The sequence below is a fragment of the Pseudoalteromonas sp. NSLLW218 genome (assembly GCF_015864775.1).
In the GTDB taxonomy this organism is placed as follows: Bacteria; Pseudomonadota; Gammaproteobacteria; order Enterobacterales; family Alteromonadaceae; genus Pseudoalteromonas.
In genome coordinates, this window is record NZ_JADYWO010000005.1 from 164,007 (window position 1) to 176,156 (window position 12,150).

Here is a 12,150-nt window from a genome sequence, read left to right on the forward strand (position 1 = left end):
TAGTAATGTCGAAAACTATTCCACATTAATGCAAATACATATTTAAATAGTGGTTAATTATATTTTAGATTAACATCAAACAACCAAATAATAGGTGGTAAAACTTAGGTAATTACCTGACTTGTTTAGGTCTACTAAACAATGGATAGCTATTTGGCGTAGGGCCTCCAAATAATAAAATCAAAGAACCTAAATCAATTTATCATTATGAATTTATTGGTTTTTATATTAAATATGTTCATCTATAACATCGGTAGGAATTATCCACTTTATAATTTTATCTCATAAATTTGTTGCATACATTTCTGATTACTTTAAATATAGGACTATAAATGAAATATCTAAACCACATCCTACTGTGCCTATCTCTACTTTTCACATCTAGCACATTTGCTCTTGAGCAAAAATATCACGAGTTCACTTCACCTGTTATTGCTGCATTTGAAGCTAATGACAAAGCCGCAATTGCAGCACTTGTTCGTTACCCGCTGAAACGACGATACCCGATACCTGACATTAAAAATGAAGCTGAGTTTATTAACCGCTTTGATGAAGTATTTAATGATGAGCTAGCGGCAGTTATTGCCAGTTCAAACATTAAAACTGATTGGGACAGTGTCGGTTGGCGTGGCATTATGCTAAATAACGGCGTTATGTGGGTAGATACCGAAGGTAAAATTATTGCAATAAATACACAAAATGCCAAAGAGCAGGCACTTGCTAAAAGCTTAATCGAACAAGGTAAGCAATCCTTGCACGCAAGTATTAATACTTTTGAAAAGCCAGTACTCGATTGGAAAACGTCTAGCTACCATATTCGAGTTGATGATTTAGGCGATCACAATTATCGGTATGCAGTGTGGGGTATTAATAAAAAACCAAGCGACAAGCCTGATATGGTTTTACTAAATGGCGATATTACATTTGAAGGTAGCGGTGGGAATCATCATTATACCTTTAAAAATGGTCGCTATAGTTATGTGCTACAAGTAACTATTATTGGCTGCGATACATCACCGCCAGGTTGGCTTGAAGTTTATAAAGACGATGAGAGGTTGTTGTCTGAAGATGTTATAAGCACTCAATAATCGCTTTTTATTAGTAAGTATGCGGCTAAAATTTTTATAAAAGTAGTTTTAGCTGCAAGTTAAATGTTATTACTTTATTTCTTCTATCTCTTTGTAAAACTTTGTTAATCGCCTCTTTATTTCCGGTTGGTACTCTATATAATGCCGTGTTAATGGAACGTTGCAGTTGTAGTGACGTGATTAAATAAAGAAATACAAAGGATTATGGAATTGATTAAACTATCTTGCCTTACGTTGCTCATGATGAGCGCGTATTCAGTGAATGCCAATACTCATGCACAACCTATAAAAAACACTCAAGAAAATACTTACGGTGATGCTGTTTTAATTAACGATCAAAAAATAAATTTTGATAAAGCTCATTTTGAAAGTTTATCTAAAAAACCTCAATTCGCGCCAATTATAAAAAATAATAGCCTTACTCAAACTGCCTCAGACGAGGAAAGCATAGAGCTTAGTAGTGTATTTCGTGAATTTTCGCTAGGTAACTCAACAGGCCGCAAAGGCTTGTACGTTGCACCTCTGTCGGGTGTGGGTAGTAAGCATATTATATCCGCCCAAGAGAGCAATTTTAATATTATAGAATATGTAAAAGGTGCGTATGAAGTAACTGGTCGCTACGACTTTGATGACTATATTGAAGATACCACGCTAATTAAAGATATAGTGGCAGATACATACTACTTATATGTTTTAGAAAATAACGCAGTACATAAAGTTAATTTAGTCACTCAAGAGATAGAGCTAAGTAAAGAGTTTTATTACCCAAGAGCAGCAGATAAGTTTGATATAAACAACGATGGGCAAGATGAGCTTTTTGTTTATCAAAGTAGTAAGCTTTTTGTACTTAACTCGCTCGATTTGTCTGAAATTGCGGTACTTGAAAACGTACCACAAAATTTTGTGACAGGCTCGTTTACTGAGGCTAATGCAAAAGAAGTTTTATTTAGTGATGGTGCGGTTTATAGATTCGAAAATTCAGAGCTTTTACTGCATAAACAACTTAGTGTGAGTCTTAATGGCGAGCATTTAATTGCTGTTGATATTAATAACGATGGCTTAGATGAAGTGATTAATGGGCAAAGTTGGTACAGCATAGAAATGCTAAGCCCAAGCACTGAAAGCATTTTATGGACAGCTCAAAGCGACTTAGATATTGATAAGGTAATAGTTGCAGACATTGATAACGATGGTACCGACGATTTAGTTTACGGCGATGGTCAGTGGGGAAGTTTATACGCGCTTTCACTCACAACAGGCGTTGAGTTTTGGAGTATTAATAATCCAGAGCATGGTGTGTCGGGCATTGTTGTAGATGACCTTAACGGTGATGGTAAGCAAAATATTGCTTGGGGCTCAGGTTATTCTTCGTCAGGTGAAGATGGTTTTTATATTCACAACACCGATGATAAATCGCAGCAGTGGGCTAAAGGCATTAAGTATTACTCAAATAAAGCGTTAGCACTTGCTGATATTAATAATAACGGAAGCTTAGATATACTTTATTCCGAGCGTGACAGTAACGCTTTGCATATTGTAGATACACAAACTAATGAAAAAATCCTTACAAACATAAACGTTAATAACGATTGGGATAATAACAATTTAGTTGCTACTGCTCAGCTGTTTGATGATGGTAAGAATTATATTATTGCTGGCAGCTCTGCTATATACGATGCGAATGTGCAGGTGTTTTCACCTGAAACGGGTGAAGAGCTATTTCAAACATATCTTGGCGACGGGGACTACATTAGTACCTTAACAACGTTTGATATTAATAATGATGGCAAGCTGGAAATAATAGTAGGTAATGGTGCTGAGCATACAGGGAGCGAAGGTACCTTTTTTAAAGTATTAAATGGGCAAACTGGAGAGTTATTAAAAACATCGCCTCGCTTAGGGTTTTATTGGGGTGGCATGAGTTCAATAGTAACGGGAAGCTTCCTTAATAACGAAAATATAGATGTGGTTAGTCTTGTTAGTGATTACCTCATCAGTTATGACTACTCTGAAAACACTATCTCTAAAGTTGCTTTAGAACAAAGCTTTAACGGTTTGGTTAATACTGTAATTAATGGAGAAGAAACTTTAGTTGCATCTACCTATAATGGCTCACTTTATAAAGTGGCTTTAAATGGGCAGACAACATTAATTAGTAAAGTGTGCCAAAACTCTTTAAATAACATTGTGTCTGTAAGAGCTGGGTTTGTGCAGTATTCGTGTTCAGATCAGTTTGGTGAATATAACCTAGATAACAATGTGGTTTCATACACTGTTGAGCGTAATAATAATGACAGTTGGTTAGCAACGTCTACGTATAATAATGTTGATTATACCTTGTTGGCGGGTCGGTCATTGGAGGTGTTTTCTAATCAAGTTACTGAGCCTTTAGCTAAGCCTGAAGCAGTAAGTTACTCCGAACATGTTTTATCAAGCATACAAATAGACTTACCTGTATCAGGTGATATTGATTATGTAGTTTTAAATAAGAGGCCAACTCTGGGTAGGGTCGAATTTACCGACAGACAGGCGGGTCTATTAACTTATATACCATCGGGCGCTGTAGGCATTGACGAGCTTAGTTACTACACAGTAAAAGATCGTTCCCGTTCAGCTTTATCAAGCTTGACGTTAAAGCTAAAAAATACAGCACCCACAGCAAATAATATGACACTGCAAACTCATTGGAATACACCGCTTAACTTTAACCTAGAAGGTGTGGATGAAGACGCTGAGCCATTAGTATTTCAAATTAAAAATTCGCCTGCTCATGGGCAAATTCAGTTGATGGACTCTGCTTTAGGTAGCGTGACCTTTTCACCAAGTGGTGACTCGGTTGAGCCAGTATCAGTTAGCTTTACAGTGAAGGATTCTTTAGTTGAATCTGAGCTTCATAATGTTGTTATTGAACTAACAAATACAGCCCCACAAGCTCAAAATGTAACATATAACACCTCTTACAAGAGTGAAGTGAATGGTCGCTTTTCAGCATTAGATAGCGACAATGATACACTTGAATTTGAAGTGGTAACTGAGCCAAACTCAGGAACTTTAACATTTGAGCCTGATACTGGATTGTTTAAACTAACTCCTACGAGCGAATCCGATCATGTAGTAACGTTTAGTTATGTAGCTAAAGATAAATTTGATAGTTCAGCAGTTCAAACCGTGACTATAAACGTTGAAGGTAAGCAAGCTGCTGCGGTAGCGACTCCTTCATCTGATTCAGGCTCTAGCTCTGGTGGCAGTATTTATTACTTACTTGCGCTGCTATCAGTGGTTTTATTTGGTAGACGCCGTTTTAATTAATAGTTAGAAGCTTATTTACACTATCTAAAACCGCCAAATGGCGGTTTTTTCTTATTAATAGTCTTTTTAAACTTTTATTTAGGGCCTGTTTATCTTTCGAGGTTTAACATGCGCTGCCCCAAGGGTTCTGCATAGGGGGAGCTTACAAACCTCCCACCGTGATTAAATTGCCTCTAGTTAGAACAAATTTTAATCCACAAAGTTCAGCAGAGCCTAGTCATAATACTAATAATCAGGCGTTAATAATTTCAATGTGGTTTAAACGTTCTAATAATTAGTATTTTTATAAAACAGATCTAAGTGGTAGGCTAAAAGTAGTAAGTATAAAATAGTAAGTAATTAAAAATAGTTCTCGCGCGACAAGGAACCCTCCTGTAAAGCGCTTTGCCAAGGAGTTTAGTATGATCACGCTTACCATTAATGGTAATAAACATGAGTTTTCTGGCGATCCGTCAACGCCAGTATTATGGTATCTCCGAGACGAATTGAATTTAACCGGCCCTAAATTTGGCTGTGGTATGGCTCAGTGCGGTGCGTGTACTGTGCATATTGATGGGGTAGCTCAGCGCTCGTGTGTATTACCTGTAGCGGCAGTAGCGGGTCTTTCAATTACTACGATTGAAGGGCTAAGTGAAGATGGCGACCATCCAGTGCAACAAGCATGGGTTGAGCATAAAGTACCGCAATGTGGTTTTTGCCAATGTGGCCAAATGATGCAAGCGGCGAGTTTATTAGCTGCCAATCCAAACCCAACCGATGATGAAATAGTAAGTAACATGTCGGGAAACATTTGCCGTTGTGGTACATATCCGCGCATTCATAAAGCAATTAAATCAGCCGCTAAAACTATTGCGGGCGTGCAGTATTTTGACCCAAATGAGCAAGGGGAAGAAGTATGAGCCAAGATAACAAATACTTTGATTTAAACCGCCGTCAATTTTTAAAAACCAGTGCAATAGGTGCGTTAGTACTCGGTACTTATTTTGTAGGCAGTGCGCCAAGAGCATTTGCGGGTGTGTTAGAACAGCCATCTGAGCTTGCAAAACGCGCAAACTTATTTATTGCACTGCGCCCAGACGGCATGGTTGAAATAACGTGTCATCGCTCTGAAATGGGTCAACAAATTCGCACCGCGATTGCACAAATAGTTGCCGATGAAATGGAAGCCGCGTGGGATAAGGTTATTGTTATTCAGGGGAAGGGCGACCCTAAATACGGCGATCAAAATACCGATGGCTCGCGCAGTATCCGCTACAACATGCAGCGCCTGCGTGAAATGGGCGCAAGTGTGCGTTACATGATGCAGCATGCTGCTGCTAAGTATTGGAAAGTTGAGCCACAAACCTGTACTGCTAATCAACACGTTGTTACACACAGCTCAGGTAAATCGCTTACTTATAAAGATTTAATCGACTTAGCGCTTACAATAACGCCACCAGAAGCTGACAAACTAACACTTAAAACACGCAAAGAATGGCGCTATATTAATACCGGCATGGCGCACATAGATTTAGCCGACTTAGTAACAGGCAAAGCTATATTTGCAGCCGATGTACGCGAACCACAAGCGCTGGTGGCTATAATTGAACGCCCGCCGGTAGTAGGTGGTGTGGTTGAATCGTTTGATGCCAGTGCTACAAAAGCGATAAACGGCGTTATAGATGTTATTGAAATACCTGCACCAAAAGGCGCACCGCAGTTTCAGCCAAAAGGTGGCATTGCGATTATAGCTAAAAACACATGGGCTGCATGGCAAGGGCGTAAAGCATTAAAAGTCGTGTGGGATGATGGCAAAAATGGCGATTACAATTCAAAAGAATTTAAAAAGTCATTATTAAAAACAGTACAAACTCCACAGGCAAACATACGTGATAAAGGCGATGCCATGGGCGTGTTGGCTAAATCGAGCAATAAATTGGTAGCTGATTATTACGCGCCGCACCTTGCTCAAGCCCCAATGGAGCCGCCTTGTGCAACAGCTCTGTACAACAAAGACAGTATTGATATATGGGCTGCTACGCAAAATCCACAAGCCGATATGAAAACAGTGGCTGCAATGCTTGGCATGGATGAGAGCAAAATTAATGTTCACGTTACTATGCTCGGCGGCGGCTTTGGGCGTAAGTCAAAACCTGACTTTTCAGCAGAAGCAGCTTATCTTTCAATGAAAGTAGGCAAACCTATTCGTGTGCAGTGGACGCGTGAAGACGACATACAACATGGCTTTTACCATGCTGTTTCGGCTCAGCATATTGAAGCATCGCTAGATAAAAATGGCGCAATAGAATCGTATTTGCACCGCACCGCATTTTCACCGATCACCTCTACCTTTTCGGAAGGGGCGACTACGCCAGGAAGCTTTGAACTGCGCTTAGGGTTTACCGATAACCCAATTAACACACCTAATATGAAGTTAGAAAACGGTGATGCGCAAGCCAAAGCACGAATTGGTTGGATGCGTTCTGTATCGAACATTTTTCATGCCTTTGCTATTCAGTCATTTATTGGCGAAGCAGCGCATAAAGCCGGTCGCGACCAAAAAGACTATTTACTAGACACTATAGGTCCGAGTCGTATTGTTGATGTAACTGAGCAAAATGCCACATACGATAATTACGGTGGTGATAAAGCGGTTTATCCTTTAGATATTGGCAGACTGCGCCATGTTATTGAAAAAGTAGCTGACATGAGTAAATGGGGTCGAGAACTTCCTAAAGGGCGAGGTTTAGGTATAGCAGCTCATAGAAGCTTTTTAACTTACGTAGCGACGGTAGTTGAAGTAGAAGTATCGGATGCCGGTGATTTAAAAGTAATTAAATCGTGGGTCGCCATTGACGCGGGTACGGTTGTAAACACCGACACCGTTAAAAACCAAACCCAAGGTGGCTCTATTTACGGTATTACAACTGCAATTAGCGATGGTATTACCTTTGATAAAGGCCGCGTACAGCAAAGTAACTTTCATGATTATCGCGTACCGCGTATGAGCGACTCACCTCTTGAGATTGACGTTGAAATTGTACAAAGTGATGCACCACCAGCAGGGGTAGGCGAGCCATCTACACCAGTTTATGCGCCAGCATTGTGTAACGCTATTTTTGCAGCGTGTGGAAAGCGCATTAGGCAGTTACCAATAGGTGATCAGTTAAAAGCGTAAATAACGTACTTTTATTTAAGCCGTTAAACAAAAAAACCGCCATTTGGCGGTTTTTTTAGAAGTTAGCGATTAGTGAGTTTTTTCAAACTCATCAACTTCACGCTCTGCTTCTTCTTTAGATTTACCATACTGCTGTTGGATTTTACCAACTAGCTCTGTACGGCTACCTTCAATTTTGTCTAAATCGTCGTTAGTAAGATCGCCCCATTTTTGTTGAGCCTTACCTTTAAGTTCGTTCCAATTACCTTTCATACGATCGCTGTTCATAAGTTTCTCCTTACTTAGATTTAATTAACGTTCAGTATAAAAGGAGCAAAGCGTGTACCAATAAGTTAAATTTTTATTTTTCATTTATAATCATATTGTTATGTTTTTATTGAGCAAGTAATGATTAATGCTGTGAGCACATCCTTAAAAAATATACAGAGCGGTCTGTAATTATTTCTGATTATGATGCCCTTTATAACCACATAGCTTTAGCGGCGCGTTTATTTTTGGTTTTTGCTACAATGCCTGCAAAGTAATTTAGGGTAAATAGCTGTGCTGCCGGTTCAAGACATATATCAACAACTCGTTACTACATTACAACGTAATCCTATTACGTTATTACAAGCACCGCCTGGTGCGGGTAAATCTACGTGGTTGCCGCTGCAACTTATGCGCGATGGGTATTTTAAACGTATTGTAATGCTAGAGCCTCGTCGTTTAGCTGCACGTAATATTGCCAGTTACCTAGCAAAGTGCCAAAACGAGAGTGTTGGGCAAAGTGTGGGCTTGCGGATTAGGGGCGAGAGTAAAGTAAGCGCTAATACGCGCCTCGAAATAGTCACCGAAGGCATGCTAACGCGCATGCTGCAACACGATCCCGAATTAAGCGATATAGATTTACTTATATTTGATGAATTTCATGAACGTTCAATTGCAGCCGATACCTCACTTGCCTTTGCGCTCGAGACCCAAAGTGCACTGCGTGAAGATTTAACCATCATGCTTATGTCGGCAACTCTTGATACCGAGCGTTACACTGCGTTTTTTGATTGCCCTGTAATTCAATCGAGCGGTCGCAGCTACCCAATAGACGAAGTATACATACCCATAAAAGATGAAAGCCGTTGGCTTGATGCAATTCCTACCATAATAAAACAAGCACTTAATGAGCAAACAGGCAGTGCGTTGGTATTTTTACCTGGGCAATTTGAGATACTACGCGTGCAGCAAGCACTTAGCGATTTACCCAGTAACTGCCAAGTTGCAACGTTATTTGGCGAGCAAGATAAAGCCAATCAGCAAGCTGCGATTGCTCCAGCACCAAATGGCATGCGCAAAGTAGTGCTTACCACCAATGTAGCCGAAACCAGTTTAACTATTGAAGGTATACGCATTGTAATTGACAGCGGCAAGCGCCGTGCAGCCACCTTTAATTTAAAAACAGGGGTTACTGAGCTCACAACACAAAGTATATCGCGCTCGTCTGCTGTGCAGCGTGCTGGGCGTGCGGGGCGAATAGAGCCGGGTATTGTATATAGGCTTGGCTCAAAGCAAACCTTTGAGCGACGTAATAGCCACGACAATCCCGAAATACTCACATCAGACATAAGCCAACTTATGCTTGAGGCAAAGCAGTGGGGAGCCAGTATTGATGAGTTAACCCTACTTGATAAGCCCACGGAGCAACAAGGCGAGCAAGCAAGTAATTTACTTAACATGCTTGAAGCTATTGATAGCAAAGGTAAGCTCACACCGCTTGGCAGTAAAATGTTAGGTTTTGGCGCTGATATTCGTTTGGCGCATATGCTATTAAAAGCACAAATACTTGATGAACAACTCCCTGGTGTTTTTAGGCTCGCTATTTATTTAGTGGCATTACTTGAGAGCCGAGTAAATAGTGCAAACGAGTTGAGTTTAGCGCTGCATAGCCAACAGCAACGTCCGCATCCGGTATTTAAACAACAGTTAAAGTATTGGCAAAGCCGCTTAAAAGTAAAAGACGAAACTAGCGAATTAAATACGCATTATATAAGTTTGCTTGTGGCACTCGCTTACCCCGATCGTATTGCTAAAAAACGCGGTAATGGTTACCTACTTGCCAATGGTGCAGGTGCTGAGTTAAATACCGATTACTGGCACAACGACGACTACCTAGCCATAGCAACTATGGGCGGGCACAAAGGTGGGCGTATATTTGCCGCCACCGCGCTTAACCCATTTGAGCTACAAGAATTTTTACCGCATTTATTTAGTGACCTTACTCGTTGTGAATTTGATGAAAAATCAGCACGTTTTATTCATCAAGATGAAGTAAAGCTTGGTGCTATAACGCTCACTAGCCAGCCTAGTAAACAAAAACTAGATAAGGGCGAGCGTGCTAAAGCGTGGCTTAACTTATTTGCTAAACATGGTTTTGCATTATTTAACGAGCAACCTGATGCGCAGCAATTGCTGATACGTATGAGCTTAGCAAGTAATTTAATGCCCGATAAATTCCCGCAAATAAACGAGCAACAACTTATTCAAAATGCAGCGCAGTGGCTAGGCGTATTTTTAGAAGATATTAAAACGCTCACGCAGCTTAAAAAGTTTAACTACTTTGAAGCATTACAAAACTGTTTTGATTGGCCGCAGCAAACAGCGTTAAAAGCGTTATTACCACTTAGATTAACGGTACCGAGTGGCTCAAATATAAGAATTAATTATCAGCTAGATGGCCCTGCAAAGCTAAGCGTTCGTATGCAAGAAGTTTATGGCTTGACCAGCACGCCTATGCTTGCCAACGGTAAACTGCCACTACTTATGGAGTTGCTATCGCCGGGTAAACGCTCACTGCAACTTACTCAAGATTTAGCGCACTTTTGGGCTAGCAGTTACCGCGATGTGCAAAAGGAAATGAAAGGGCGTTACCCTAAGCATTTTTGGCCGGACGACCCTGCCAACAGCGTTGCAACGAACAGAGTGAAAAGCAAAATGTAGATGTTAGTTACTTAAAGTTATTTGTTTTATTATTGAGCACATTAATATAGTGTACCTATAAAAGAATAATTAATAAGGATATATTTATGAAACGTTTACTTATCGCACTATCAATATTAATGCTCAGTGCATGTGCTAGTACAAAAAGTGATTTTAGGTTTGATGGATCTACGCCTGAATCAACTCAGGCAGGAGTTAATAAAGTTTTAAAGGCATTAAAAACTCAAGATTCAATGCGCTTTTTAGGCGCTTTAATCGCAATTCAGTTTTCTGACGTGCAAAGCGCAGAAGATATAATAGGCGACCCTACCATGATGAATGAAGTGAATTACTTTATTATTGGTAAAAAAATTGATGGCTTAAATTATTATGAAGTACTGGATCTTGCGAGTTCGTCTCCATCAAAAGTTGAATTTTCTGTAGAAGAGTAAAATTATTTTGTTAGTTACAATATAATTTTACGCCAATGATGCAGTGCATTATTGGCGTTTTTATATGAAATTATTTATATTTAACTATTTATACTTAACTATTCGGGATGATAGTTCATTTTTTTAAAAGCGTCGTATACAGCTAAATGTAGTGTTTCAGTGTGATCTAGGTTTTCAAAATAGCCAAATTGCACTTGGCTTTTACTACTCAGAATAGGCGCTACTTTTTTATGTAATTGCTTTGCTAAACCTTCCATTAATTCGCCCTCTTTACCTACTCCAATATAAACCGATTGAGGAAAGGCAGTTGGCTCAAAAGGGCCATTCAGTAATTCATTATCGGCCCACCATAAGCTGGGGCTAATTATTACGTAATGATTAAACATTGCAGGATGATTAAATAAAATTTCGGTGGCTAGTAAACCACCTAACGATTGACCAATTAAAGTACTTGTTGAGTTGGTACGGTATGTTTTATTGATCAGTGGCCGTAGTTCGTCGTTTATAAAACTAATAAACTTTTTTGAGCCACCGTGCGTTGGCAAGTCTTTTAAATCGAGGGCATTATTACTCGGTGATGTAAAATCGTGTTTACGATCGATATTTGCTATACCCACAACAATGGCTTCGGGTATATGGTTTATCCACGGAAAAGAAGCAAATTGTACAAGTCCTGCAATATGAATAAAGTCTTCATCTTTTGAGCCATCGAGTAAGTAAATAACAGGGTAATGCTTATCGCTTGATTGCTCATAACTATTAGGCATGTAAACGTTTATAGTGCGTTGCTGCTCAAGCGTGGTTGATTTAAAGGTAAAGGTTTCACCAATACTAAAAGGTTTTGTTTTAATCGGTTCTGCATGGCTTAATAAGCTAAAAGCTAAACATATTATTGTAAATAAACTTAACACTTTATTTTTCATTAGATTGCCTTTAGTTATTGTTATCACTTAATTTAAACTTCTTTACCGCCATGCTTTTCTGCTAGGTCGTCGAGCTCTGCTGAGGTGTAGTCAAAACCACTTTCGTCGTATTCGTATGTCACTTTTACACTATCGCCGCCATTAAAAAGTCGTGTTTTTACATTGTTAACCGGCCAGTCTTTCAGCTCGTGTAAAAACCGGTTAGCAACTTGTGAAGATTCAAAACAATAGCGAATTTCTGTTTTCATAAATAATAAAGCTCTGGCTGTTTACCC

Annotated in this window: 9 protein-coding genes; 6 read left to right on the forward strand and 3 right to left on the reverse strand. The window is 39.5% G+C overall.

The window, feature by feature from the left end; translation table 11 throughout:
* Positions 1–332 precede the first annotated feature (332 nt).
* From I6E80_RS09235 to I6E80_RS09250, 4 genes are all read left to right on the forward strand, one after another.
* Positions 333–1,088 (forward strand): hypothetical protein, encoded by a 756-nt coding sequence (locus I6E80_RS09235; protein ID WP_197185396.1) that lies wholly within the window; start codon positions 333–335, stop codon positions 1,086–1,088.
* A 210-nt stretch (positions 1,089–1,298) separates the two neighbouring features.
* The gene (locus I6E80_RS09240) at positions 1,299–4,397 is read left to right on the forward strand and encodes a VCBS repeat-containing protein (RefSeq protein WP_197185397.1); all 3,099 of its coding nucleotides are present in this window, start codon (positions 1,299–1,301) and stop codon (positions 4,395–4,397) included.
* 401 nt (positions 4,398–4,798) lie between these two features.
* A complete protein-coding gene (locus tag I6E80_RS09245) occupies positions 4,799–5,296 on the forward strand; it encodes a (2Fe-2S)-binding protein (RefSeq protein WP_170072025.1) in 498 nt (165 codons plus the stop codon).
* Positions 5,293–7,554 (forward strand): xanthine dehydrogenase family protein molybdopterin-binding subunit, encoded by a 2,262-nt coding sequence (locus I6E80_RS09250; RefSeq protein ID WP_197185398.1) that lies wholly within the window; start codon positions 5,293–5,295, stop codon positions 7,552–7,554. Before I6E80_RS09245 ends, I6E80_RS09250 begins: the two co-directional genes overlap by 4 nt.
* A 69-nt stretch (positions 7,555–7,623) precedes the next feature.
* Here the strand turns inward: I6E80_RS09250 and I6E80_RS09255 are convergent, their stop codons facing one another.
* Positions 7,624–7,821, reverse strand: coding sequence for a CsbD family protein (locus tag I6E80_RS09255; protein ID WP_008132353.1), 198 nt, complete (start codon positions 7,819–7,821; stop codon positions 7,624–7,626).
* Between the two features lie 273 nt (positions 7,822–8,094).
* On the opposite strand from I6E80_RS09255, the gene hrpB reads away from it, so the two are divergent.
* On the forward strand, positions 8,095–10,521 hold the full coding sequence (gene hrpB / locus I6E80_RS09260; RefSeq protein WP_197185399.1) for an ATP-dependent helicase HrpB: 2,427 nt from the start codon (positions 8,095–8,097) through the stop codon (positions 10,519–10,521).
* 86 nt (positions 10,522–10,607) lie between these two features.
* A complete protein-coding gene (locus I6E80_RS09265) occupies positions 10,608–10,952 on the forward strand; it encodes a hypothetical protein (protein WP_182712553.1) in 345 nt (114 codons plus the stop codon).
* 98 nt (positions 10,953–11,050) lie between these two features.
* Here I6E80_RS09265 and I6E80_RS09270 read toward each other — a convergent pair whose 3' ends face one another.
* Positions 11,051–11,875 (reverse strand): alpha/beta hydrolase, encoded by an 825-nt coding sequence (locus I6E80_RS09270; protein ID WP_170072030.1) that lies wholly within the window; start codon positions 11,873–11,875, stop codon positions 11,051–11,053.
* A 32-nt stretch (positions 11,876–11,907) separates the two neighbouring features.
* Positions 11,908–12,123, reverse strand: coding sequence for a hypothetical protein (locus I6E80_RS09275; RefSeq protein ID WP_170072031.1), 216 nt, complete (start codon positions 12,121–12,123; stop codon positions 11,908–11,910).
* Positions 12,124–12,150 lie beyond the last annotated feature (27 nt).

What these genes read in the sequence shown, in the direction of transcription:
- I6E80_RS09235 (WP_197185396.1), top strand. Translation starts at nt 333, where the DNA reads ATGAAATATCTAAACCACATCCTACTGTGCCTATCTCTACTTTTCACA.
- I6E80_RS09245 (WP_170072025.1), top strand. Translation starts at nt 4,799, where the DNA reads ATGATCACGCTTACCATTAATGGTAATAAACATGAGTTTTCTGGCGAT.
- I6E80_RS09250 (WP_197185398.1), top strand. Translation starts at nt 5,293, where the DNA reads ATGAGCCAAGATAACAAATACTTTGATTTAAACCGCCGTCAATTTTTA.
- I6E80_RS09255 (WP_008132353.1), bottom strand. Translation starts at nt 7,821, where the DNA reads ATGAACAGCGATCGTATGAAAGGTAATTGGAACGAACTTAAAGGTAAG.
- I6E80_RS09265 (WP_182712553.1), top strand. Translation starts at nt 10,608, where the DNA reads ATGAAACGTTTACTTATCGCACTATCAATATTAATGCTCAGTGCATGT.
- I6E80_RS09270 (WP_170072030.1), bottom strand. Translation starts at nt 11,875, where the DNA reads ATGAAAAATAAAGTGTTAAGTTTATTTACAATAATATGTTTAGCTTTT.
- I6E80_RS09275 (WP_170072031.1), bottom strand. Translation starts at nt 12,123, where the DNA reads ATGAAAACAGAAATTCGCTATTGTTTTGAATCTTCACAAGTTGCTAAC.